This is a genomic window from Marinobacterium alkalitolerans, assembly GCF_017776525.1.
Taxonomy (GTDB): domain Bacteria; phylum Pseudomonadota; class Gammaproteobacteria; order Pseudomonadales; family Balneatricaceae; genus Marinobacterium; species Marinobacterium alkalitolerans.
The window spans coordinates 213,228-237,430 of record NZ_JACVEW010000001.1 but is presented as its reverse complement, the minus strand read 5'-3'; the positions used below and the strand labels follow the sequence as shown (position 1 = coordinate 237,430).

Sequence of the window (24,203 nt, the reverse complement as noted above, 5' to 3'; positions counted from 1 at the left end):
CGGATTGAAGACACAAGCGGGGCCTGAAAAGGCCCCGAGCTGGATGCGACGGCGATTTTTTCAGGCGTGCAGGTCAGCCGGAGCTTTCATTTCCCTGCGTACAGACAGGCCGTGGCAGTTGCTTTCTGCGCCCCATCACGAACAGGCCAGACCCCACAATTACCAGACTCCCCACCCAGAAAGAGGGGCTCAGCGGCTCGTTGAATACGAAATACCCCAGCGCCACGCCGAATAGCAGTCGGGAATATCGAAAGGGTGTGACCGTCGACACGTCCCCCGTTCGCATCGCCTTCATCAGTGCCATATAAGCGATCACGCCAAAGACGGTGGCCCCCACGAGCGAAAGGGCCGCATCGTTTTGGGGCCAGACCGGCAGAGTACCGTTCCAGATCGAGACCATTCCGCCCGCAATAATGATCGCAACAAAGCCGTAAAACCCGAGTGCAAAGGTACTGAAGGAAACCGGCGCCGCCCGGCTGGCCAGATCACGCCCCGCAAATCCGATCAGCCCGATCACCGCCAGTATGGACAGCGGCGAGAAATCCTCCCCGCTGGGCTGCAGAATAATCAGCACGCCAATCAGGCCGGTGATGATTGCCAGCCAGCGCCTCAGGGTCACCTGCTCACCAAAGAATATGGCGGCGCCCAATACCACCACAACGGGCGTGGCCTGCAGGATCGCAGTGGTGGACGACAGTGGCGTTAACGCCAGCGCCAGGAAATAGAACATGCGTCCGACCACTTCCAGCAGCATCCGCAGCCGCATCACGGGCGAGCGCATGGCAACCAGTATCGGTTCCTTGCGCCACAGCAGTCCCAGCCAGAAAAACAGTGCACCGCCGATACCGAACATCAGGATCACCTGCCCACTTTGCAGCGACTGGGTCGCCCCCTTGATGAGCGCATCTTCCAGCGCAAAACAGGCCATCGCCAGCGTCATCCAGAGAATGCCGATCAGGTTGGCGCGCGATTTGACTTCCATGTCCGGGAACAGGGGCACTACAGCTCTCCTCGAATAAGAACGCAAAAAGGCTCTGCATGGCCGCAGAACCCTTGAGGCAGTGTAACCCAGCAATGATTGAAGGTGTGTTTTTATGACTGGCTCTCGAACTGCAGCAGTAGATGGGGGCAAAGGCTCTGTTCGCCCCCTGTCCGAAAGAGAACCTAGCCGGCCGAGGCTTCCATCGCTTCGCAGGCCTCCAGCGTGTTCTGCAGCAGGCAGGCGATGGTCATCGGCCCCACACCACCGGGCACCGGGGTAATGGCAGAAGCTTTTTCACTGGCGCTTTCATATTCCACATCGCCCACCAGGCGGCCATCGTCCAGCCGGTTGATGCCCACATCGATCACCACGGCACCCGGCTTGAGCCATTCGCCCTTGATGAACGCGGGAATACCCACCGCCGCAATCACGATATCCGCCTGCGCCAGCTCTGCCGGCAGGTCAGCGGTTTTGGAATGGCACACGGTGACGGTGGCTCGCGCCATCAGCAGTTCCAGTGCCACCGGACGGCCCACGATGTTGGATGCACCGACCACCACGGCTTTTTTACCCACAGGGTCGATGCCGTAGGCCTCGAGCAGGCGCATGCAGCCGTAGGGGGTACAGGGGCGCAGTGTCGGGGACTTGCCCGCCAGACGACCGAGGTTGTAGGGGTGGAAACCGTCCACGTCCTTGGCCGGATCGATCCGCTCGATCACCGCCTGCACCTCGATCTGAGGCGGCAGCGGGAGCTGAACCAGTATGCCGTGGATCACCGGATCGGCATTGAGGCTGTCGATCAGCGCCAGCAACTCTTCCTGCGTCGTCTCGACCGGCAGGCTGTAGTTGCGGGAGATAATGCCGGCTTCCTCACAGGCTCTCACCTTGCTGCGCACGTAGACCTGAGATGCCGCATCCTCGCCCACCAGCACCACAGCCAAGCCGGGACGGGCCTTGCCCGCTGCGACCCGCTCGGCCACCTGAGCTGCTATCGTTTGGCGCAATTGTGCCGCGACGGCTTTTCCATCGATCCGCTTGTCGTTAAGGTTCAGCGGTTGGTTCACGCTTGTCTCCTTTCTAGTCGAAAAGGCGGGGGCAGCCCCGCCTCGATTTACGCATCAAAACTGCTGTCCGGGAATCCAGGTAGTCCCCGCCAGCGGCACACGCGCCATGGCAGCGGATTCAACCGTCAATGCCACCAGATCTTCCGGTTCCAGGTTGCGCAGGTCATTCTTGCCACAGGCACGGGCCAGGGTCTGAGCTTCCAGTGTCAGCACGCGCAGGTAGTTGGCCAGACGGCGACCACCTTCCACCGGGTCCAGACGCCGGGACAGCTCCGGGTCCTGCGTGGAGATGCCGGCCGGGTCCTTGCCTTCCTGATAATCATCATAGTAACCGGCGGCCGAGCCGATCTTTTCGTAGTCAGCGCTCCATTTCGGGTCGTTACACCCCAGCGCAACCAGTGCCGCGGTGCCGATTGCCACCGCATCTGCCCCCAGCGCCATGCACTTGGCCACGTCGGCACCGTTGCGGATACCACCGGAGACGATGAGCTGCACCTTACGGTGCATGCCCATCTCCTGCAATGCCTGCACCGCCTGCGGAATGGCTGCCAGCGTCGGGATACCCACATGTTCGATGAACACATCCTGAGTCGCCGCAGTGCCCCCCTGCATGCCGTCGACCACGATCACATCGGCACCGGCCTTCACCGCCAGCTTTACATCGTAGTAGGTACGGGTCGCGCCCACCTTGATGTAGATCGGCACCTGCCAGTCGGTGATTTCGCGCAGTTCCTGAATCTTGATCGCCAGATCGTCCGGGCCGGTCCAGTCCGGATGACGGCAGGCGGAGCGCTGGTCGATCCCCTTGGGCAGGGTCCGCATCTGCGCCACACGATCGGTGATCTTCTGGCCCAGCAACATGCCGCCACCGCCCGGCTTGGCACCCTGCCCCAGCACCACTTCAATGGCATCCGCCTTGCGCAGGTCGTCCGGGTTCATGCCGTAACGGGACGGCAGGTACTGGTACACCAGCTTGCTGGACTGGCCCCGCTCTTCCGGGGTCATGCCGCCGTCACCGGTGGTGGTGGAGGTGCCCACCATGGATGCGCCACGGCCCAGTGCCTCCTTGGCGTTGGCCGACAGCGCACCAAAGCTCATGCCGGCGATGGTAACCGGGGTCTCGATCACGATCGGCTTCTTGGCAAAACGGGTGCCGAGGGTGACCCGGGTGTTGCACTTCTCGCGGTAGCCCTCCAGCGGGTAGCGTGACATGGAGGCACCGAGGAACAGCAGGTCATCAAAATGCGGCAGCTTGCGCTTAGCGCCGAAACCGCGGATGTCGTAGATACCGGTGTCCGCAGCACGGCGAATCTCGGCCATGGTCGTGCGGTCAAAGGTGGCTGACTCGCGCAGGCCCGGGTTTACATTGATATCGTTGCTCATAATCGAATCCTCGTTCACTCAGGCTTAGTACGCATCCGCGTTGTCGACTTTGAAGTTGTACAGCTCACGTGCTGACCCGTAGCGCTTGAAAGACCTCGGGTCTTCATCCACACCCGCGCGGTTCAGCAGCTCGGTCAGCTCGTCGATATGCTCGGGCCGCATCTCTTTCTCGGTGCAGTCCGCGCCCAGTGACTTCACCTTCCCCTTCACGTAGATGTGCACCTCGTACATGGAGTCGCCCAGCGCATCGCCGGCATCACCGCAGACCACCAGCGATCCGGACTGGCCCATGAAGCAGCTCATGTGGCCGATGCTGCCCTTGACCACGATATCCACGCCTTTCATGGAGATGCCGCAACGGGCACCGGCGTTACCCTCGATCACCAGCAGCCCGCCATGCGCGGTAGCACCCGCGGCCTGAGAGGCATCGCCCTTGACGCGCACGGTGCCGGACATCATGTTCTCGGCCACGCCCTGGCCCACGTTGCCGTGCACCACCACATGGGCTTTCTTGTTCATGCCGGCGCAGAAGTACCCGGCGTGACCCTGAATATCCACGGCCAGATTCTGGTCCAGCCCGCAGGCGATATTGTGCTGCCCCCTGGGGTTCAACACCGCCCATTCACGTTCGGTGCACTCGGTGGCCTGGTCATGCAGCGCCTGGTTCAATTCACGGATGCTGGATTCAGCCAGATCAATCGTTTTCATCGTTGTTTCTCCTCGACTCAGGCTCAGTGGCTGCTGCGTTCCCAGACATAGAAAGTGGCCGGCTCCGGCTCCCAGACCCTGGCGTTTTCGATACCCGGCAGGGTGGTCAGCGCCTGATATTCGGACGCCATGGCCACGTAGTCATCGGTCTCGGCCAGCACGGCCGGCTTGCAGGCAATGGGATCACGCATCACGGCGAAGCCGTCGCGGGTGCCGATAGTGAAGGTGAAAAATCCGTCCAGATCTTCCAGTGCATGCTCCAGCGCGTCCTTCAGGCTGTCGCCCTGCTTGAGACGCCAGGTCAGGTAGCCCGCCGCCACCTCGGAGTCGTTCTCGGTTTCGAAGTTGATCCCCTCGCGCTTAAGGTTCTCGCGCAGGCGGTTGTGGTTGGAGAGGGAGCCGTTGTGCACCAGGCAGAGGTCCATGCCGGTGGAGAAGGGATGGCTGCCCTCCATGGTGACCGCGGACTCGGTGGCCATGCGGGTATGACCAATGATGTGACTGCCTTGCATGCCGTCCAGGTTGAAGGTGTCGGCGATCTTCTCCGGCAGCCCCACTTCCTTCAGGATTTCAATCGACTGCCCCACGCTCAGGATCAGCACGTCCGGTGCTTCTTCCGCCAGCCATTCACGCAGCGCGGCTTCTTCGCCGCGTACCTTGAACACGGCCACGCTGGCGTTCTGAAACCAGTTCAGCTCCAGCAGCAGTTCCGTTTTCAGGCGGGTGGCCAGCGCTTCCCAGTCATAGTCCGTTTCCGGATGGCGCAGGGTCAGTTTGATCCAGTCATCGCCCACTTCGTCACCGTAGATGGCGAAGCCGGCGCTGTCGGGACCGCGCTCGGTCATGGCGATCAGCATCGGTTTGAACAGCTCGCCGATCCGGCTTTCCAGTTCAGGGTTCTTCAGATAAAGCCCGACAATTCCACACATAATCAGATTCCTCGTAACAAAACCGGATCAGAAAAATTCGGCGTAGTGACTGACTTCCCAGTCGGATACATGGCGGCTGTATTCCACCCACTCGGCGCGCTTCACCTTGATGAACTCGGACACGATCTCGCTGCCCAGTGCTTCGGTAAACACGGTGTCCGCTTCCAGCGCATCGAGTGCTTCATTCAGGTTCTGCGGCAGAATGCCCACGCCCTTATCCCTGATCTCGTCCAAACTCAGGCTGTACAGGTTCACGTTCATCGGCTCGCCCGGATCCAGCTCGCGCTCCACACCGTCCATGCCGGCGGCGATCAGGGCCGCAGTGACCAGATAGGGGTTGCAGCCGGAGTCCGGCAGGCGGAACTCCAGACGGCCATAGGGGATGCGCACCATGGCAGAACGGTTGTTGTCGCCGTAGCAGACATAGGCCGGTGCCCAGGTGGCACCCGAGGCGTTGCCGCCCACCACCAGACGCTTGTAAGAGTTCACCGTCGGTGCGGCAAAGGCGCACAGAGCCGGAGCATGTGCCAGCAGACCGGCGGTGAAGTGATAGGCCAGTTTGGACAGACCCATGCCATGCCTGTCATCGGCGTCATGGAACAGGTTCTGGCCGTCCTTGTCGGTGATCGACAGGTGGAAGTGCATGCCGTTGCCGGTGCGGTCGGACGACGGCTTGGGCATGAAGGAGCAGACCATATCCAGATCGTTGGCGATCTCGCCCGCCGCCATGCGAACGAAGGTGAAACGATCGGCAGAGGTCAGGGCATCACTGTAGGTGTAGTTGATCTCGAACTGGCCGTTGGCGTCTTCGTGGTCGATCTGATAGACGTCGAAATCGACCTTTTGCAGCGCGTCCACCAGGCGTTCCAGAAACTCGCGGGAGCGAGACAGGCCCTTGTAGTCGTAGCAGGGCTTGTCCAGTACATCGCTCTCGTCTACCGGTTTGAGGGCCCCCTGAGCATCCCGGGTAAAGAGGGAGAACTCCGGTTCCACACCCGTGTTCAGGGTCCAGCCTTTCTCGGCCAGGCGCGCCAGTTGCTGCTTGAGCACCACGCGGCTGCAGTAGGGGTGCGGCGCATCATTCACGTAGCCGTCACAGGCGATGCGGGCATAGCCCGGCTGCCAGGGCACAACGCTGAAGGTATCCAGATCACCACGGGCCATGAAATCCGGCCCGTGCGGCTCCATGCCCAGACCCCAGACCGCGAAACCGGCAAAGCCCGCGCCCTTTTCCACTACATCCATCAGGCAGTTGGCCGGGACCGATTTGGTCTTGGCCACGCCGTGGATATCCACAAACTGGGCCAGCACGTACTTGATATCGTTCTGGCGGACAATGCGTTCGATCTCTGCGGGCATCATGATGCACCTCCTGTCGGATTTCGAGTTGCGCTCAGGTCACCAGGGACCGCGCTGAAGGTTTCAATGAGGTAGTGGCGGTAGCCCGGATCGGCACCGATCAGCAAACTGCCGCTCTCGATTTCGTGATACAGCCAGCAGCTGACCCCGGCGACGGAGGTCATCAGCCAGTCTCCCGGCTTGAGCTGGCGGAAGTCGTACTGGCACAGGTGAGCCATCAGCTCGATCCAGCCTTCGCCCTTGAGCTCAAACAGGCTGTCGTAGCGACGGAAACACCATTCACTCTGCGGGGCCGAGGCACCGGCCTTGAGCATCGCCATGTATTCATCTCGCCCAGTGCGTGCGACCAGGGCACCGCTGCCCTCCTCGGCAGTCAGCAGCTGTTCGGGGACCGGCAGGTCAGCATGTGTCAGAGCATCGCGGCTCTCGGGGCCGGTCAGCAGATAGCAGGCCCGTTCGACTTCATTCAGTTGCAGGCCGTAAAATTGAAAGGCAATCATCAGGCCACCTCCGTCAGATCAACGGTTTGGCGCTTGCCCTCGGCGTCGTAGAAGGGGGTTGCGCAGGGTTCGAGGGGGATCAGTGCACCGGAATCGACCCGCACCTGATACAGGCGATCACTGTCGGCCAGCGGCTGGTCCACCATGGCCAGACCGATGTAACGACCCAGCGAAGGGCTGTAGGCGATACTGGTGATGCGACCGGCGATGTCGCCGCTGTCGATCAGCAGATGGCATTCCTTCGGCAGTTCACCGCTGTAGCCCTTGGGCAGCATGAAACCGCGCAGAGTGCGCTGGCAGCGCGCCTTGAGCAGCGCCAGTGACGGCTTGCCGGTGAACCAGGGTTTGCTTTTGAGCGGGACCGCCCAGGGCATGTTGGCCTCGAACGGGTTGGTGAGGCCGTCGGTATCCTGCCCCACAATGATGTGGCCCTTTTCCAGTCGCAGCACACGCTGGGCTTCGACACCGAAGGGACGGATCCCGTACTCGGCACCCTGCTCCATCAGGGTGTTCCAGACCCGCTGTGCAGACGCTACCGGCAGGTGGATTTCGTAGCCCAGCTCACCGACGAAGCCGACCCGGATCAGACGCACGGGCACATCGCAGAGATTGCCCTCCTTGAAGCCCAGATAGGGGAAGTTTTCTTCACTCAGGTCGATGTCGGTCAGCGGCGCCAGCAATTTCCGGGCATGGGGGCCCGCCAGGTTCATCGCCGCCAGCGAACCGGTGCGATTGACCAGACGCACATCCAGCCCCCATTCCACAATGTGGCGGGACAGGGTGCGGAAGGTGGCATCCGCATGACTGGTGGTAGCAGAGACGTAAAAGCGATCCTCGGCCACACGGGCGGCGATTCCGTCATCCACGATCACTCCACTTTCGTCCACCATCAGGGCGTAACGGGTCATGTCCTGTTTGATGTTGGACATGCGCATGGTGTAGCTGCCATCCAGAAGCTTGCCGGCGTCCGGCCCCATGACTTCAATCTTGCCCAGCGTGGACACGTCGATCAGCCCCAGTCCGGTCCGCACCGCCTGCACTTCGCGCAGGATCGCCTGCTCACGAATCGACAGGTTGCCAGCGCCTGCGGCGTCAGAAACGCCAGTTTCTGAGGTAGGTAAATAGTACTCGGGACGCAGCCAGGCACCGGCTTCCATCATCCGGGCACCGTTATCCAGATGCCACTGATGCATGGCCGTCAGCCGCTCCGGGCGGAAACGCCGGCCGGCCAGCGCCTGCACCGGCACCGGGTGGAACATGGGGCGGGCGGTGGTCGAGCCGGTCTGATCGATGCTGCGACCGGTCACGGCGGCCAGCACACGGATACCGTTCATGTTGGCGTGCTTGCCCTGACTCGGCCCCATGCCGACCGTAGAGAAACGCTTCATCAGCTCGATGTTGTCGAAGCCTTCCTTGGCCGCGTTGACCAGATCCTTGAGCTGCAGATCCTCATCAAAGTCGATGAAGTTCTTGCCTCCGGGATGATCGACGATCGGCCAGGGGTGGGAGTGTGCTTCGCGGTCACGGCAGGCGGCCAGCTCTGCCGGCAGAGCCTCATCCTTGAGAAAAACAGCCGCCTCAGCACCGGCACGCTCGCCGTCTGCCAGCCGCTGCTCCAGCGTGAAGGCGCCGTTCAAGCGACCACAGGCAAAAATGCCCTCTGGCAGCTCCTGCGGCAGTAGCTGCTCCAGAGTCGAGTCATAGGCCAAACGACCACCCGCCTGATACAGCAACTGCGCCGCCGGCGCCCAGCCCACGCTCATCAGCAGCAGATCGGCATCGATCTCGAAGGCCTTGCTCGGTTCACAGGTATGGCCATCAAAAGGCGCAGCCACGATCTGAGTGAGGCGCTTTTTGCCCTTGGCTTCGTAGACCGCATGCTGCTCCAGCACACGAATGCCCTGCTGCCGGATCTCATCAGCCCAGACGCCCCGGCTGTTGGCAGACCCCATATCAATCACGGCGGCCACATCAACACCGGCCTTGACCATGTCCAGCGCCGCACGGTAGCCCTCGCTGTTGGCGGTCAGCACAACCCCCCGCTGACCGGGCTTGACCGCATAACGCACGATCAGACGCTGGGCAGCAGAGGCCATCATCACGCCGGGCAGGTCGTTGTTGCGAAACACCGCCGGCTGCTCCATCACACCCGTCGCGCTGATCACGGCACGGGCGCGCATTTTGATGATGCCGTTCGGCCCCAGCAGCGGCACGTAATGATCGGTGTACCAGCCACAGGCCAGATGGGCGGGCAGCACACGGATGTTGGCGTGGTTCTGTACCGCTGCTTTCAGACGTTCCCGTATCGGCGCGGCGTTCGCTTCGTTCACCAGCTGGTAATCCAGGCTGCCGCCGATCTGCGGGTTCTCGTCCACCAGCACTACGTCCAGCCCCTGTTCGGCGGCGCTCAGTGCGGCCTGCATGCCGGACGCACCGGCGCCGATCACCAGCAGATCGCAGAAGCCGTAGGTCTTCGCCTGACGACGGACACTCCAGCGGGTATCGATGGTGCCAAGGCCCGCCTTTTCGCGAATCACGCGCTCCCACATCGGAAACAGCTTCTTCGGGTTGTGGAAGGTCTTGTAGTAGAAGCCCACCGGCAGGAAGCGGGACAGTGTGCCGATGATCTGGTCCCTGTCCTTTTCCAGGCTGCCGTTGACGTTACAGGCGGTCAGCGACATGCCCGCCGTCAGCGGCGTGATATCGCCCCGAATGTTAGGCTCCTCGCTGCTCTGGAACAGCGCGTTCACGTCGTGGTTGGCCAGCGTCACCACACCACGTGGACGGTGGTATTTGAAGCTGCGGCCCAACAGGGTCTGGCCGGAGGCCAGCAGCGCCGAGCTGATGCTGTCACCGGCGAAGCCGGTAAACGCCTTGCCCTCAAATTCGAAGCTCAGCGTCTCGGAGCGGTCGAGCCACTCCAGCGGCTGGGGATCAAGCCGGGATGTCATAACGCACCTCCTCCAGATCGATAAACCGCACCACTTCATCCTTCAGGGTGTCGCGCTCCATCACGTACCAGCGCCCGGTCGGGCGGTGATACCACCACTCGCGCAGCAGGCCCGGCGCACCCTGACGGTTGAACACATACGCGGCCCAGCTGGGCGCGTCGGCCTCCATCGGCGGGCGGCGGACTTCACCGCCGTAATCAAATTCGCTGATCGGCCGAGGGCCAATCACGGGACAGTCGAATACTTTCATCGTCCCCTCTCCTCAGTGCCCGACCGACGCTGCGCCCTTCTCACCGACCAGTTCAAAGTCGGTGAAGCGGGACAGGCGGAAGGGTTCAATCAGTTCATGGTTGCGGTCGTTGGCCAGGGTCCAGGCCAGGGTCTTGCCGCTGACCGGCGTGGCCTTGAAGCCCCAGGTACCCCAGCCCGCATCCAGGTAGAAGCCGTCGATGGGCGTTTTGCCCATGATCGGGGCAAAGTCCGGGGTGATGTCGCTCATGCCGGCCCACTGACGCATCACTTTCATGCGGCTCATGAACGGGAAGAGGTCGATCATCTGGTCGGTCAGGCCTTCAACAAAGTTGAAGCTGGAACGGGTGGAATGCAGCACTGACGGGTCCATAGAAGCCCCCATCACCATCTCGCCGCGAGACGACTGGCTGACGTAAACGTGCAGGCTGCCGGACACCACGATGGTGTCCATGAACGGCTTCACCGGCTCGGATACACAGGCCTGCAGCGGGAAGATTTCGATCGGTGTTTCCAGCCCCAGCATGGAGGTGATGCGCGGGGTGGACCCGGCCACCATGGAGACCACCTTGTTGCAGCTGACAAAGCCGCGGTCGGTTTCCACGCCGGTCACCTTGTCACCCTGGGTCCGAATGGCCGTGACGCGGGTTTTCTGGTGAATCTCGACACCGCGATTGTAAGCACCGCGGGCATAGCCCCAGGCGACGGCATCATGGCGTGCCACTGCACCCGGCGCGTGATAGAGCGCCCCCATTACCGGATGGGTACCGGCACAGTCCAGATCCATGTAGGGCACTTCCTTGGCGATGAAGTCCCGATCCACCACTTCGGATTCAATGCCGTGGTGCTTGTTCACTTCGGCGCGCCAGCGCATGGTGCGCAGGGCGCTGTCGGTGTGCGCCAGCGTGAAGTGGCCACGGGTGGAGTAGAAGATGTTGAGGTCGAAATCGTCTGACAGATCCTCGAACAGCTTGAGGCTGGTGTCGTAGAATTTCACCCCTTCCGGCGTCAGGTAGTTGGAACGCACAATGGTGGTGTTACGGCCGGTGTTGCCACCGCCGATATACCCCTGTTCCAGCACCGCCACGTTGGTAATGCCGTGTTCCTTGGCCAGGTAGTAGGCACAGGCCATGCCGTGCCCGCCACCACCGATGATCACTACATCGTAGTGCGGCTTGAGCGGCTTGGCTTCGGGAAAGAAACGGGGCTCGTTGTGTGACGATTTGAGGCCGTATTTGAGCAAGCGCCAGGGCATGGGATTCTCCTAGGCAAAAACAACGGTTTTGTTGCCGTGTACCAGGACACGGTCTTCAATGTGGTAACGCAGGCCACGGGAGAGCACCGCTTTCTCCACATCCTTGCCAAGACGCACCATGTCGGCGGTGGTGTTGTGGTGCGTCACCCGGTGCACGTCCTGCTCGATGATCGGGCCGGCATCCAGTTCCGAGGTCACGTAGTGACAGGTGGCCCCGATCTGCTTCACGCCCCGCTCGGCCGCCTGATGATAGGGACGCGCGCCGATAAAGGACGGCAGAAAGCTGTGGTGGATATTGATGATGCGGCTCGGATACAGCGCACAGAGTTCTTCCGGGATGATCTGCATGTACTTGGCCAGCACGATCACGTCCGCTTCCGCCGCCGCGATCTGTTCCCTCACCGCCTGGAAGTGCGGCGCCTTGTTGCTCATCTCCACCGGCACGTGGACAAAGGGAATCCCGTGCCACTCCACATAGGAGCGCAGCAGGTCGTGATTTGAGATAACGCAGGGAATGTCGATATTCATCTCGCCGGAGCGCCAGCGATACAGCAGATCGGACAATGCGTGGGCTTCTTTTGATACCATCAGTACAACGCGTTTGCGCTGTTCGGAGTCGGTGATCTGCCACTGCATGTCGAACTCATCGGCAAGTGGCGCGAATTTCGCTTTCAACTCCTCAAGTGCAAAGGGAAGCGAGTCCGCCAACACTTCGTAGCGCATGAAGAACTGGCAGTGTTCGGTATCGGCAAACTGGTGTGCCTCACTGATCCAGCCGTTGTGAGAGGCAAAAAACTGAGTAACAGCGGCCACGATACCGACCCTGTCGGGACAGGAGACGGTCAATCGGTACTTGCGGGCATGTTGGGTTTCGATAGCCATGACCAGGGTCCAAATTTCTTAAAGGGAAATTTAATTTCACCAAGGTAAAGCAAACCCTTTGCCAACTTTTGGGTTTGGCGTATAAGAAACAGGACGTCTGTGGCTAAGTAACTGTTTTGAATATATTTAGGAAATAAAATTTCCTGAGAAGAATAATAAGCGGCAGTGACCGGTGTACTCTGAGCGTGCAAACCCGGCACTGAAAGGTGCACCGAAGCAGAGCACACCGCACAGAATCGGAGCATTTTGTATGACGGATTCGGACAGCCCAAGGCTGCGGCTGGAGCAGTACATTGCCATGCGCGTGAAGAGCAAGCGCACCGAGCAGGGCCTGAAAATCATCGATGTCGCCCGTATTGCAGGGCTGAGTCAGGGCATGGTCAGCAAGATCGAAAATGCCCAGGTCTCCACCAGTCTGGATACCCTCAGCCGTCTTTGCGACGCCATTGGCCTGCCGATCTCACAGCTGTTCACCGATTATGACCGGCCCGAAGGCACGGCACAGCTCACCAGGGCCGGGGAAGGGATGGAAGTGGTGCGCCGCGGGACCGAGAAGGGCCACACCTATCAGTTGCTGAGCTACCACCGCGGCAAGAAGAAGAGCTACGAGCCCTTCCTGATCACCATGGATGACGCCAGCGAGGTATTTCCCACCTTCTCGCACCCGGGACAGGAGTTCATCTATCTGTTGAAAGGCCAGATTCGCTACCGTCACGGCAACCATCTGTACGACATGGGACCGGGTGACGCCCTCTCATTCGATGCCGAGATTCCGCACGGCCCGGAAGAGCTGCTGGAGGTCCCGATCCAGCTGCTGTCGATCATTCACTACGACGATCACTGAGCCGGCACGGGCGCGGGTTCACTGACCAGGAAGCCCTGAGACTCTTCGATGCCCAGCGCTTCCACCGCAGCCTGCACATCAGGGCTGTGGACAAACTCTGCAACGGTGCGGATGCCCGCATTACGGGCGAAGAAAACGATCGCCCGCACAATTTCATAGCTGGTGGCATCCTGATGCAGGTTGCGGATGTACTTGGCATCGATCTTAAGGGTATCGATCTCGAGTTCCAGAATGCGCTCGAAGTTGGAATATTCGGTGCCGAAGTCATCGATGGCCAGCTGATAGCCCTGACGTTTGAGCAGCTGAAGCTGCTCCACGTACGCCTGCTTGCTGCCACTGCTGACTCCTTCATGGATCTCCAGAATCAGCCGGTTCGGATCCACCCCGCGGGTAACCACAAGCTGCTCCAGAAAGTCCGGCAGATAGCCCAGTTCCAGATCCGTTTCGGTGATATTGACCGAGATGGCGCCGGACTGCCGCGACAGCTGGTCCACTGCCTGCTCCAGCACCAGACGCGTGATAGTCGGCATCAGGCCGATCAGTTCAGCCACCGGCAGGAATTGACCCGGCCCATAGACTTCCCCCTCGTGCTCCAGCCGCACCAGCGCTTCCCACTTGCGAATAACGCCGTCAGAGTTGTCGCGAATCCCCTGATACCAGGCTCGCACGCCGCCGCTTTGCAGCGCCTCATGCAGGCGCGCACTCCAGCCGATGTAGTCGAGCTGCTGCTGAGGATCCGGCTGATCCTCGCGTACGTTATAGCGGTAGGTGGCGTTTTTGCCCCGCAGACGCGCCTGCTTCAGCGCCACCATGGCACACCTGAGCAGGTCTTCACCGCCCGTTGAGATACCGGCATTGAAGGTGACGTAGAAACTCAAGTCGCCCAGTGGCACCGGTGACTTGAAAAAGCGCTGCCGCAGCCGTTCCAGTTCATCATCAGGACTGCGCAGCTGATCATACAACAGAGCGAATTCATCTCCGCTGGCCCGGAACACGCGACCGTCTCCGGCAATTTCCCCCAGCGCAACCGAAAAGGCTCGCAACAGGCGGTCACCGGTTTTCAGTCCGTAACGGGCGTTTATCAGGCCCAGGTTATTCAGGTTAATCAAGACCAGACAGGCTTCATCTCCGGTCTGCGCCAGAGCCTGCAACAGTCCCTGTGCGTTGGGCAATCCTGTCAGCGGATCGTGCTCCAGTCGGTACACCAGAATTTCGCGCTCTGCCTGCAGGCGCTGATGCTGGGCCTGGCGCACCTGTGCAATCGAGATCAGCGCTGCCCCCACTTCCAACAGCCGCATATGAAAATTGGAAGGGCTTCGGTGTTCAAAAGAAGAGAGCGCAAAAGAGCCAATCACCTGCCCCCGCTCGTCTCGTACCGGCATGGACCAGCAGGCCAGCAGATTGAAATCCACTGCAATCGAACGCAAATCTTCCCAGCGGGGATCGTCCAGCGTATTGCTGATGAAGGCGGGTTCGTTACGATACACCGCGTTGCCACAGGAGCCGCTTTGAGGTCCCGGACGCAGACCTGACAGGCGCTCAACCCCCTCGGGCGGCACGCTGGGGGCAGCCACTACGTCCATTTTTCCGGTATTGTCATCCAGTGCCATGAATGAGGCCACCGAGCCCGGCAGCAGCTGCTCCGCCATGCGGCAGGTCTCATTGATGACATCCAGATAAGGGGTGTCAGATGCAACCAGTCCACAAATGGCCTGCTGCAGCCCCAGAATATGATCCAACTCTTCCAGGCTGAGATCGATTTCCTGCTCATTTGCTGACTGCACGCTATCCCCCGTAACCACGGTAGTTGTCAGGATCACTCAAAGGTGAGCGGTTGCCTGAATGATGACTCCCATTATACCGGAAACATACCCGCGTTTTTCATGGGGAGCCAGCCCCGGAGTCAGGTGTCTTGCCCCTGGTCAGCGCCTCTTCAAGATGACTGAAGAGGTCTACCGGCAGCGGGAACACGATGGTATGGCTGTTCTGACCGGCGATTTCGGTCAAGGTCTGCATGTAACGCAATTGAATGGCCTGTGGCTGCTGTGCCAGAGTTTGCGCCGCATGCAGCAGTTTTTCCGAGGCCTCCTGCTCACCCTGTGCGTGGATCACCTTGGCCCGGCGGGCACGTTCCGCTTCTGCCTGACGGGCGATGGCGCGGATCATGCTTTCATCCAGATCCACATGTTTGATCTCCACGTTGGCCACCTTGATACCCCAGGCATCGGTTTGCTTGTCCAGTATCTGCTGGATATCCGAGTTGAGCTGATCGCGCTCTGACAGCATTTCGTCCAGCTCGTGCTGACCCAGCACCGAGCGCAGGGTGGTTTGTGACAACTGGCTGGTGGCTTCCAGATAGTTCTCCACATGAATCACCGCCCGTTCGGGGTCGACCACCCGGAAGTAGATCACCGCATTCACCCGCACCGACACGTTATCACGCGAGATCACGTCCTGGGTGGGCACATCCATCACCAGCGTGCGCAAATCGACTCTGACCATCTGCTGGATCACGGGAACAACAATGATCAACCCGGGCCCTTTCACACGGTAAAAGCGGCCGAGCAGGAAAATAACCCCGCGCTCATATTCACGCAGGATGCGGAACATGGACAACAGCAGGAGTACGGCCAGAACGGCCAGTGTCGTCATAAAGTAGGGGAAGCCGAACATATCAGGTCTCCTGTTTTTCCACGATCAGGTGCAGGCCGGCACTGCCCGTGACACAGACCCGATCACCCGTTTGCAGGGGGCGGTCGCAGTCGACCGGCCAAAGCTCACTTTCAAAACGGACCAGCGCCTGGCCGTCACGACAGGTTTCCACCTCCAGCCACTGCCCCAGGGCGGCGTCTGTCCCCAGCGTCTGAGGCCGGTTACGTGCTCTCAGCGCCATGGCCACAATGCCGAACGCCACCAGCAGGGTACTGAACCCCAGCGCCAGAATGACCGGCCAGGCAATCTTGTAGGCCGGCAATTCGGTATCCATCAGCATGATGGAGCCCACCGTAAAGGCGATGGCACCGCCAATCCCCAGAATCCCGAAACTGGGAGCATAGGCCTCGGCCACCATCAGGCCGATGCCCAGCAGCATCAGACCCAGCCCCGCGTAGCTGATCGGAAGTACCTGAAACGCATAGAGCGCAATCATCAGGCTGATCACGCCCAGTACGCCCGGCACGCCGAAGCCCGGATTGGAAAATTCAAAGATCAAACCGTAGATGCCGATCAGCATCAGCAGATAGGCCACATTGGGGTTGGTGATGATGGCCAGAAAGTCACTGCGCCAGTCCGGCAGGTATTCAAACAGCGGCGCGTCTGACAGGTCCAGCGTCAGCTCGCGCTCGCCCACTTGAATAACGCGCCCGTCCAGCTGCTCAAACAGTGCCCTGCGGTCAACGGCGATCAGGTCGATCACCTGCTGCTCCAGCGCGGCCTGAGCACTGAGACTGCTGCCCTTGCGCACCGCCTCTTCCGCCCAGTCGGCATTGCGGTTACGCAGTTCCGCCAAACCACGGATATAGGCCACGGCATCATTGATGATCTTGCGCTGCATCGCCCCATCAGGGGCAGCCTCCTGCGGTGTGTCGGCGCCATCTTCGGGTGAGGGGGAACGGGGCGAGGGCAGCCCCCCGATACTGACCGGGGTTGCCGCACCGAGGTTGGTGGCGGGCGCCATGGCGGCCAGATGGCAGCTGTAGAGAAGGTAGGTGCCGGCACTGGCAGCCCGCGCCCCGCCGGGGGTCACGTAGCCAATGACCGGAATGGGCGATGCCAGCACGGCACTGATCATCTGGCGCATGGACAGGTCCAGTCCCCCGGGGGTATCCATCTCCAGCAGCACGGCCCGCGCACCGGCGGCAGCGGCTTCCTCAAGCCCGCGAACCAGATAGTCGGCACTGGCCGGACCGACCACGCCCTCAAGACGCAATACCCACACCGCGCTCTGAGGCGCAGACGTGGACTGGGCGCCCGCCTGGGGCACCCAGGCCAGCATGGCTAACAGGAACAGTAATAGTGCCCGGCGCAGATCAACCCGCATGCTCCACCTCCTTTGATGCTTGCAGTATAGGCAATCATCGGGCGCGTGGAGCGAGCTGAGTGGCGCCGGCAAGAAGTGTCAGTCGGCGCCCAGGCCTCTCAGGAACAGATCCACGCTGCGGACAATATAGGCATCGATTTCCTCGTCGCTGATCTGAGGCTCAATGCCCAGTTCAGAACGCAGCTTGGCCTCGCCCTGCATCATCATCAGAAACTGGATGGCGGCATGGCGGGCATGCTCAAGCCGGAGCCCACCCTGTTCGGCCTCGCGCTCCAGCATCTCGGTCAGCCCCGCAATCACGGTTTGCGGTCCGGCGGCAAAGAACAGTGCGCCGACTTCCGGCTGTGTATCGACCTGCGCTACACAGGTACGGTGCACCTGACGGGCTTCCTGCGACAGCAGCAGGCTGACGAAGCGGCGCCCGATGTTCAGCAGCCGGTCGCGCAGGCTGCCCTCGGTCGCTGCAAACAGGTCGGCCAGCTCATAGCGCTGGCATTTGCACTGGATTGCAGCGGTAAACAGGTCATCTTTAGAGCCAAAATGGCTGTACACGGTCTGCTTGGATACACCGGCCTGCTGGGCCACCATTTCCATACTGGTATCCGTGAATCCCTTCTCTACAAACAGCATTGAGGCCGCTTCAAGAATCTGCTCTCGTTTGGCCAGGCTACTGGGTCTCACGTCTCTCTCCAAAATCAAACTAGACAGTCCAGTCTCATAAACATAAACTGGACTCAAAGGTCCAACTACCATTATAGCCGGAAGTGATGCATGAAGATGCCCGGATACATCGCCTTTTTGATGGCGATCATCTCTTTAATGCTGACAGGGTGTGACAGTACCGACGTCAGCCAGACGGACGATCCCCCGCTCGCAGTCAGCGTTGAGCCATTAAAGCCGGTGAGCCAATTCAGCGTGGAACACCGCTATGCCGGGCAGGTGACAGCCGCCCAGAGCAGTGCGCTGGGATTTGAAACCGGCGGTACGCTGGAGCAGGTGCTGGTGGATACGGGCGACCGGGTCACGCAGGGCCAGCGGCTGGCACAACTGGATACCCGCCTGTTACAGCGCGAAGCAGACCGGCTGCGCGCTCAGCGTCAGGAGATCAGCGCCCGGCTCTCGCTGGCCCGCAAGAGTCTGCAGCGGCTGAACAGCCTTGAACCCCAGGGATTCGCTTCGCGTCAGCGGCAGGACGAACTGGAGGCCGAAACCCAGGCCCTGCGGGCGGCGCTTGAAGTCTCGGATGCGGCGCTGGCCCAGAACTGGCTGCAGCAGGACAAGGCGGTACTGACAGCCCCCTTTGACGCCCGTGTGGGCAAGCGGCTGGCCGATCAGGGCACCGTGCTCGCAGCAGGTCAGCCCGTACTGCAGCTCCTGACCCGGGACCAGACCGAAATCCTGATCGGCGTGCCCGCGCAGCTGGCGCAACAGATGCAGGTCGGTGCCCGGTATACCGTTGAGGTTGAGCAGCAACGCCTCAACGCCACCCTGATACAGATCGGTGCCGAGCTGAACCCGGCCAGTCGCACACTCAGCGTACGGCTGCAGCCTGTCTCCCCGCTGGAACAGCCACAGGGCACACTGGCCCATCTGGTGCTTGAACAGGTACAGGAAACGCAAGGGTTCCGTGTACCCATTAGCGCGCTGACCGACAGCGTGCGTGGGCTCTGGCAGGTCTACGTATTGAACGGAGAAAATCGCGTCGAAGCCCGCGATGTCCGCATCCTGCATACCAACGCCACCCATGCCTTTATTGAAGGTGCACTCGCGCCCGATGAGCGACTGATCACCAGTGGCCTGCACCGAGTCGTGCCCGGCCAGACGGCAGCCCCGGCACCCCGTACAAGTGCAGGAGCCGCTCAGCCATGATGGGATCGATGCTGTTCAACGGCCGGCTGCTGGCTCTGCTGGTCGCCCTGCTGGTGGTTGCCGGCAGTGCCGCCCTGCACACCCTCCCGCGTCAGGAAGACCCGCGGGTACTGGCCCGGATGGCCACCGTTATCACCCAGCTGCCCGGTGCCAGTGCCGAACGGGTCGAGGCACAGGTGTCCGAACCGATCGAGAACACACTGCGCGAGCTGGCGGAAATCAAGGAGATCACCTCTACCTCCCGTCTGGGCGTCTCCATGGTCAGCATCGAGTTGCAGGACCGGGTGACCGATGTGCAGCCGGTCTGGTCCCGTGCGCGCGACCTGCTGGATGACGTGCGATCCGAGTTGCCGACAAACAGCACAGATCCGCAGCTGGAAGATCAGAGGGGCTACGCCTTTACCCTGCTGATCGGGCTGGAATGGCAGGGGGCCGGCGGGCCCGACATGGGTACGCTGAGCCGCTATGCCGATGAACTGGAAAGTCGCATGCGGGCCCTGCCGGGGACAGACTATGTGGAGCGTTTCGGCCAGCAGGCAGAGGAAATACAGGTCACCATCGATCCGGAACAGGCCGGTCAGCGCGGCCTGACCCTGCCCGCGATCGCCACGGCGATTGGCCGGGCAGACGGGCGCTCCTCGGCCGGTGAAATCAGCAATGATCAGGTGCAGTTGCAGGTCGCACTGACAGGTGCGCTGGACAGTCTGGAGCGGATTCGCGCCATTCCGCTGCAGCGGGATAACGAAGGCGCCCTGACCCGCGTGCGCGACATCGCCGATGTCTCGCTCGGTGTACATCAGCCCGCGCGGGATGAAGCCTGGGTCGACGGCGCGCAGAGCCTGGTCGTGGGCGTGCGCATGCTGCCCCACCTGAGAGTCGACCAGTGGACAGCACTGGCACGTGAGCGTCTGGAGCTGTTCAGCCAGAGCATACCGGCCAACATCCACACCCGTATCCTGTTCGACCAGAGCGGCTATACCGAAACACGCCTGACCGAGCTGGTGATCAACATCGGCCAGGGGTTTGTCATCATCCTGCTGGTACTGCTGATCACTCTGGGCCTGCGGGCCGCCCTGATTACCGCGCTGGCACTTCCCCTGACCACCCTGTTCACGCTGGCCTGCATGAACGGCTATGGGCTGCCGATCCATCAGATGTCGGTCACCGGTCTGGTCGTTGCGCTGGGTATCATGATCGACAACGCCATCGTCATGGTCGACAGCGTGCAACACCGCCGACAACAGGGTGAATCCGCCCGCAGTGCGGTGTTGAATTCGGTGCGTCATTTCTGGCTGCCGCTGCTGGGCTCCACCCTCACCACCGTGCTGGCCTTCATGCCGATCGTGCTCATGCCGGGCCCGGCCGGAGAGTTTGTCGGTGGCATCGCCATCAGCGTGATCTTCGCACTGCTGGGCTCCTGGCTGCTGTCCCATACCCTGATTGCGGCCCTTGCCGGTCGCTATTTGAAAAGCGGTCACCGGGGCGAGGATCACTGGTATCACACCGGCATCCATCTGCCACAACTCGGCCGCCAATTCCGACTCAGCCTGCGCTGGGCCCTCAAGCATCCCCTGATCACACTGGCGCTGACCCTGATACTGCCCCTGACCGGTTTCTGGAGTGCCGGCCAGCTGACGGAACAGTTTTTCCCGCCGTCTGATCGGGACATGTTCCACATTGAAGTTCACCTGCCGCCTCAGGCCAGCCTGGCGCAAACACGTGAGGTGACCCGGCAGATCGACAGCCTGTTGAACCAGCACGATGAGATTGAGCAGGTCGCCTGGTTTCTGGGGGCCAGCGCTCCGCTGTTCTATTACAACCTGATGCCATTGAATGAAGACGAGCCCAACTATGCACAGGCGATGGTCACCAACGATCACTTCACCAGCGCCAACCGCCTGATTCCGTTGCTGCAGGCACGGCTCAACGCGGCCCTGCCCGAAGCACAGATACTGGTGCGCCAGCTGGATCAGGGCCCGCCGTTCAAGGCGCCGGTGGAACTGCGTCTGTTCGGTCCGTCGCTGGAGCGGTTGCGTACACTGGGCGACGAAGCGCGGCGCATACTGGCGGGCATCCCGGATGTGGTGCACACCCGCACCACCCTTCAGGCCGGTACACCTCAGGTGCGTCTGGCCGTGGATGAAGATGCGGCGCGTCTGGTCGGGTTAACCCTGCAGGATGTGGCCGGTCAGTTGCGTGGTGCCCTGCAGGGCCTGCATGCGGGCGACCTGCTGCAGGGCACCGAAACGCTGCCGATCCGGGTACGAGTCGACAGTGCGCGGCGCGATGCGCCCGATACGCTGGCTCAGCTGCATCTGCAGACACCGGCTGCGGGTAATATCCCTTTGCAGTCACTGGCCGAGGTCGAGCTGGTCTCCACTCAGGGCGCCATTCCCCGGCGGGATGGTGAACGGGTCAACGTGATTGAAGGTTATCCGGCATTCGGCGTGCTGCCCGGTCAGGTGCTGGCCGCCTATCAGCAGGCACTGGCCGAAGCCGGTTTCACGTTACCGGCCGGGTATCGGATGGAGATCGGTGGGGAGGCCTCCAAGCGCGACAGCGCCGTGGGCAACCTGATGGCAAACGTCGGGGTTATTCTGGTGCTGCTGATCACGGTGGTGGTGCTCTCGTTCAACTCCTTCCGCATCAGTCTGGTGATCTTTGCCTCTGCCATCCAGGCGGCAGGGCTGGGCATTCTGACGGTCTGGCTGTTCGGCTATCCGTTCGGCTTTACCGTGATCATTGCCCTGCTGGGCCTGATGGGGCTGGCGATCAACGCGGCGATTGTGATTCTGGCCGAGCTGAAAGCGGATCCCAACGCCTGCCGGGGCGAATCCGGGGCGATCACCTCCGCCGTGGCAGGCTGTACCCGACACATCAGCTCCACCACGATCACCACGGTGGGCGGCTTCATGCCGCTGATTCTGGCGGGTGGCGGGTTCTGGCCGCCCTTTGCGGTCGCCATCGCCGGCGGCACACTGATGACGACGCTGCTGTCATTCTATTTCGTGCCGGCCCTGTTCAGGACTCTGGCACGCAAGCGTCCTTTTGCGGTGACCCGGGCAGCCAGTGACTAGTGTAAAGCTGAGGTCATCATCAAGGGCGAGCCTGAGGTGAGCACGCGTGTCAGCTCAGGCCGTATTTCTTGATTTTACGGTGCAAGGTTGAGCGGCTGATACCCAGCGACTTGGCAGCCCTTGATACAACCCAGCGATTCGCTTCGAGTGCCCTTAGCAGGGCCTCGCGTTCAGCCGGGTCATCAGAGCATCGGGCATTGATGCCCAGAGACACCACACGCTCAGGAGGCTTTTCAAACGGCCCATGCGAGTGCAGCTCCGGCTGTTCCGCCCCGCTTCCAACAAACAGCTCTTCAGGCAGGTCCTGCGGAAGAATGCGCTCGCCGTCACACATGCACAGGGCAAACTGCAGAACATTTTTCAGTTGCCTGATATTTCCCGGCCACTCATGCTCTGTCAGTATCCGGCGCACCTCGGATGAAAGCTCTATCGCCTGTGAACTGGCTTCTCGGAGTATTCTATCGATCAGTTCTGTTTTATCCGCCCGCTCGCGGAGCGCCGGCAGCTCAACACGGACCCCACTGATACGGTAATAGAGATCCTCACGGAATGCGCCATCACTGATCAGCTGCTTCAGATCCCGGTGTGTTGCCGTGATGACATGCAGATCAATGGGCACGGCTTCGATCTCACCCAGGGGCGTAATCTCACCTTCGGCCAGTACCCTCAGCAGACGAGCCTGGAGTGCAAGCGGCATATCACCAATCTCATCCAGGAACAGCGTTCCACCGTGACTGGCCTGTATTTTGCCGACCTTGCCGCCTTTAAGGCCACCGGTAAACGTGCCGGCGCTATATCCAAACAGCTCGCTTTCAATCAGGGATTCGGGAATCGCAGCACAGTTCAGCGTCACAAAGGGCTTGTCAGCACGCTGGCTGCTGTCATGGATGGCACGGGCCCAAACCTCTTTGCCGGTACCGGTCTCCCCCTGCAACAGGATATTGATATTACGATTGATAACGCGCTGGCAAATCTCGGCGTTGCGTGCCAACCGGTGGTCTCCCCCGGCGAACTGCATAAGTGGATTGTCAGGAACGCTGTTGAGCGACCGGGCAGTGGTTTGGATGTCTTTCGTGGGGGAAGGTGCCATTGCCACACGAGGGTCGAAGCAACTTAGCCACAGGGTCTGCATCCCATCGCCCTGTCCCCCCTCCAGCCGGCAGGGGCCACGATGAAGCATTTCCAGAGTCAAGCCGAACAGGTCTGTCAGGTTCAGTCCGATCACCATCGAACGATCACTGACACCAAGCAGCATCAAGGCTGGCGTGGTAATACCGATAAGGGTTCCGCTGTCGTTGGCAGCAATCAGAGCGCTGCTGAGGGAAGGGTCTCCTGCAGGACCTCCGTTAATGGCCAGCAGATAATCAGTGCCAAAGGCATACCTGAACATGGCCGCTTCGATCTGATCAGCACTGTCACACACCAGGTTCTGTGCCAGCCCCTGCAGCTGTTTGTCACCTTGTGCGTAAGTGGAAATATCCAGCGCACCGATCATCTCTCCATCAGGCGCGATGATCGGTGCAGTCGAGCAACTGAAGCGACGCAGTTCGCGACCAAAATGCTCCTGAGCGTACACCGTCAGTGCTTCACCCGTCGCCAGGCAAGTCCCCAGCCCGTTGGTGCCAACCTGCTCCTCGGTCCAGACTGTGCCGGTCCGCATTCCATGCTCTTTGAGCTCTTCACCCTGTTGCGAGTCTATATACTGCCTGAGTATCACACCCCGGGCATTGGTCACCAGCACACAGTAGCCCGAGTTTCCACCTACCTGACTAAGACGCTGAAAAACCGGCTCTGCCACATTCAGCAAGCTGTCGAACTCACTTCGTTCACGCTGCAGCTCCCGATCACTCAGGCGTGGAGGCAACAGAGCACGCCCCGGTTCCAGCTTGTATTGATCAATACAACGCTCCCAGGATCCGCGTATCTGCGTGGGTATTTCTGCCTGATCACGCTGTGACGGCAGCAGTACATGCTGGTCTCGACCGTAAGTGCCCATAACTGCCTGACAAGAGGCCTCTGTATTTATAGTTATCCTTTAATCATAGGGGGCTACTTAACCACCTGTCCACCCGCACGGCGGTTTCTACACACCGTCGCATCGTCTGAGCCACT

The 24,203-nt window shown here is 60.9% G+C and carries 19 protein-coding genes; 3 read left to right on the top strand and 16 right to left on the bottom strand.

What is annotated here, in order from left to right; translation table 11 throughout:
• Positions 1–73: 73 nt before the first annotated feature.
• From H9C73_RS01165 to purU, 11 genes are all read right to left on the bottom strand, one after another.
• Complete coding sequence (locus H9C73_RS01165) at positions 74–1,000, bottom strand: DMT family transporter (protein ID WP_328797914.1); 927 nt, start codon at positions 998–1,000, stop codon at positions 74–76.
• A gap of 164 nt (positions 1,001–1,164) precedes the next feature.
• Complete coding sequence (gene folD / locus H9C73_RS01160; RefSeq protein ID WP_209285937.1) at positions 1,165–2,046, bottom strand: bifunctional methylenetetrahydrofolate dehydrogenase/methenyltetrahydrofolate cyclohydrolase FolD; 882 nt, start codon at positions 2,044–2,046, stop codon at positions 1,165–1,167.
• Between the two features lie 54 nt (positions 2,047–2,100).
• A complete protein-coding gene (locus tag H9C73_RS01155) occupies positions 2,101–3,429 on the bottom strand; it encodes an FMN-binding glutamate synthase family protein (protein ID WP_209285936.1) in 1,329 nt (442 codons plus the stop codon).
• Positions 3,430–3,453: 24 nt separating this feature from the next.
• Complete coding sequence (locus tag H9C73_RS01150; RefSeq protein ID WP_209285935.1) at positions 3,454–4,137, bottom strand: GltB/FmdC/FwdC-like GXGXG domain-containing protein; 684 nt, start codon at positions 4,135–4,137, stop codon at positions 3,454–3,456.
• Positions 4,138–4,160: 23 nt separating this feature from the next.
• Complete coding sequence (locus H9C73_RS01145) at positions 4,161–5,066, bottom strand: class II glutamine amidotransferase (RefSeq protein WP_209285934.1); 906 nt, start codon at positions 5,064–5,066, stop codon at positions 4,161–4,163.
• Positions 5,067–5,093: 27 nt separating this feature from the next.
• Positions 5,094–6,428, bottom strand: a complete 1,335-nt coding sequence (gene glnT, locus H9C73_RS01140) for a type III glutamate--ammonia ligase (RefSeq protein WP_209285933.1) — start codon at positions 6,426–6,428, stop codon at positions 5,094–5,096.
• A complete protein-coding gene (locus tag H9C73_RS01135; protein ID WP_209285932.1) occupies positions 6,425–6,925 on the bottom strand; it encodes a hypothetical protein in 501 nt (166 codons plus the stop codon). Before H9C73_RS01135 ends, glnT begins: the two co-directional genes overlap by 4 nt.
• Positions 6,925–9,876, bottom strand: coding sequence for a 2Fe-2S iron-sulfur cluster-binding protein (locus H9C73_RS01130; RefSeq protein ID WP_209285931.1), 2,952 nt, complete (start codon positions 9,874–9,876; stop codon positions 6,925–6,927). The genes H9C73_RS01135 and H9C73_RS01130 overlap by 1 nt, the downstream gene beginning before the upstream one ends.
• Positions 9,860–10,126 carry a sarcosine oxidase subunit delta gene (locus tag H9C73_RS01125; protein WP_209285930.1) on the bottom strand — a complete coding sequence of 89 codons (267 nt, stop codon included), beginning with the start codon at positions 10,124–10,126 and terminating at the stop codon, positions 9,860–9,862. The genes H9C73_RS01130 and H9C73_RS01125 overlap by 17 nt, the downstream gene beginning before the upstream one ends.
• Positions 10,127–10,138: 12 nt before the next feature.
• Positions 10,139–11,380: an FAD-dependent oxidoreductase gene (locus H9C73_RS01120; RefSeq protein ID WP_209285929.1), complete on the bottom strand. Its 1,242-nt coding sequence runs from the start codon at positions 11,378–11,380 to the stop codon at positions 10,139–10,141.
• 9 nt (positions 11,381–11,389) lie between these two features.
• Positions 11,390–12,262, bottom strand: coding sequence for a formyltetrahydrofolate deformylase (gene purU / locus H9C73_RS01115; protein WP_209285928.1), 873 nt, complete (start codon positions 12,260–12,262; stop codon positions 11,390–11,392).
• Positions 12,263–12,512: 250 nt separating this feature from the next.
• On the opposite strand from purU, the gene H9C73_RS01110 reads away from it, so the two are divergent.
• Positions 12,513–13,106: a helix-turn-helix domain-containing protein gene (locus tag H9C73_RS01110; protein WP_209285927.1), complete on the top strand. Its 594-nt coding sequence runs from the start codon at positions 12,513–12,515 to the stop codon at positions 13,104–13,106.
• Here the strand turns inward: H9C73_RS01110 and H9C73_RS01105 are convergent.
• From H9C73_RS01105 to H9C73_RS01090, 4 genes are all read right to left on the bottom strand, one after another.
• Complete coding sequence (locus H9C73_RS01105; RefSeq protein ID WP_209285926.1) at positions 13,100–14,890, bottom strand: EAL domain-containing protein; 1,791 nt, start codon at positions 14,888–14,890, stop codon at positions 13,100–13,102. The genes H9C73_RS01110 and H9C73_RS01105 overlap by 7 nt on opposite strands.
• A 97-nt stretch (positions 14,891–14,987) precedes the next feature.
• Positions 14,988–15,779 (bottom strand): slipin family protein, encoded by a 792-nt coding sequence (locus H9C73_RS01100; protein WP_209285925.1) that lies wholly within the window; start codon positions 15,777–15,779, stop codon positions 14,988–14,990.
• Between the two features lies 1 nt (position 15,780).
• Entirely contained in the window at positions 15,781–17,145 is a 1,365-nt protein-coding gene (locus H9C73_RS01095) for an NfeD family protein (protein WP_209285924.1), read from the bottom strand.
• Positions 17,146–17,223: 78 nt separating this feature from the next.
• On the bottom strand, positions 17,224–17,826 hold the full coding sequence (locus H9C73_RS01090; protein WP_209285923.1) for a TetR/AcrR family transcriptional regulator: 603 nt from the start codon (positions 17,824–17,826) through the stop codon (positions 17,224–17,226).
• Between the two features lie 90 nt (positions 17,827–17,916).
• Between H9C73_RS01090 and H9C73_RS01085 the strand changes: the two genes are divergently transcribed.
• Both H9C73_RS01085 and H9C73_RS01080 read left to right on the top strand, forming a co-directional pair.
• Positions 17,917–19,014: an efflux RND transporter periplasmic adaptor subunit gene (locus H9C73_RS01085; RefSeq protein ID WP_209285922.1), complete on the top strand. Its 1,098-nt coding sequence runs from the start codon at positions 17,917–17,919 to the stop codon at positions 19,012–19,014.
• Entirely contained in the window at positions 19,011–22,091 is a 3,081-nt protein-coding gene (locus tag H9C73_RS01080; protein ID WP_209285921.1) for an efflux RND transporter permease subunit, read from the top strand. The genes H9C73_RS01085 and H9C73_RS01080 overlap by 4 nt, the downstream gene beginning before the upstream one ends.
• Before the next feature lie 49 nt (positions 22,092–22,140).
• Here the strand turns inward: H9C73_RS01080 and H9C73_RS01075 are convergent, their stop codons facing one another.
• On the bottom strand, positions 22,141–24,087 hold the full coding sequence (locus H9C73_RS01075) for a sigma-54-dependent Fis family transcriptional regulator (RefSeq protein ID WP_209285920.1): 1,947 nt from the start codon (positions 24,085–24,087) through the stop codon (positions 22,141–22,143).
• Positions 24,088–24,203: the final 116 nt, after the last annotated feature.

What these genes read in the sequence shown, in the direction of transcription:
- H9C73_RS01120 (WP_209285929.1), bottom strand. Translation starts at nt 11,380, where the DNA reads ATGCCCTGGCGCTTGCTCAAATACGGCCTCAAATCGTCACACAACGAG.
- H9C73_RS01125 (WP_209285930.1), bottom strand. Translation starts at nt 10,126, where the DNA reads ATGAAAGTATTCGACTGTCCCGTGATTGGCCCTCGGCCGATCAGCGAA.
- H9C73_RS01110 (WP_209285927.1), top strand. Translation starts at nt 12,513, where the DNA reads ATGACGGATTCGGACAGCCCAAGGCTGCGGCTGGAGCAGTACATTGCC.
- H9C73_RS01100 (WP_209285925.1), bottom strand. Translation starts at nt 15,779, where the DNA reads ATGTTCGGCTTCCCCTACTTTATGACGACACTGGCCGTTCTGGCCGTA.
- H9C73_RS01150 (WP_209285935.1), bottom strand. Translation starts at nt 4,137, where the DNA reads ATGAAAACGATTGATCTGGCTGAATCCAGCATCCGTGAATTGAACCAG.
- H9C73_RS01145 (WP_209285934.1), bottom strand. Translation starts at nt 5,066, where the DNA reads ATGTGTGGAATTGTCGGGCTTTATCTGAAGAACCCTGAACTGGAAAGC.
- H9C73_RS01130 (WP_209285931.1), bottom strand. Translation starts at nt 9,876, where the DNA reads ATGACATCCCGGCTTGATCCCCAGCCGCTGGAGTGGCTCGACCGCTCC.
- H9C73_RS01075 (WP_209285920.1), bottom strand. Translation starts at nt 24,087, where the DNA reads ATGGGCACTTACGGTCGAGACCAGCATGTACTGCTGCCGTCACAGCGT.
- purU (WP_209285928.1), bottom strand. Translation starts at nt 12,262, where the DNA reads ATGGCTATCGAAACCCAACATGCCCGCAAGTACCGATTGACCGTCTCC.
- H9C73_RS01135 (WP_209285932.1), bottom strand. Translation starts at nt 6,925, where the DNA reads ATGATTGCCTTTCAATTTTACGGCCTGCAACTGAATGAAGTCGAACGG.
- H9C73_RS01085 (WP_209285922.1), top strand. Translation starts at nt 17,917, where the DNA reads ATGAAGATGCCCGGATACATCGCCTTTTTGATGGCGATCATCTCTTTA.
- H9C73_RS01080 (WP_209285921.1), top strand. Translation starts at nt 19,011, where the DNA reads ATGATGGGATCGATGCTGTTCAACGGCCGGCTGCTGGCTCTGCTGGTC.
- H9C73_RS01095 (WP_209285924.1), bottom strand. Translation starts at nt 17,145, where the DNA reads ATGCGGGTTGATCTGCGCCGGGCACTATTACTGTTCCTGTTAGCCATG.
- H9C73_RS01155 (WP_209285936.1), bottom strand. Translation starts at nt 3,429, where the DNA reads ATGAGCAACGATATCAATGTAAACCCGGGCCTGCGCGAGTCAGCCACC.
- glnT (WP_209285933.1), bottom strand. Translation starts at nt 6,428, where the DNA reads ATGATGCCCGCAGAGATCGAACGCATTGTCCGCCAGAACGATATCAAG.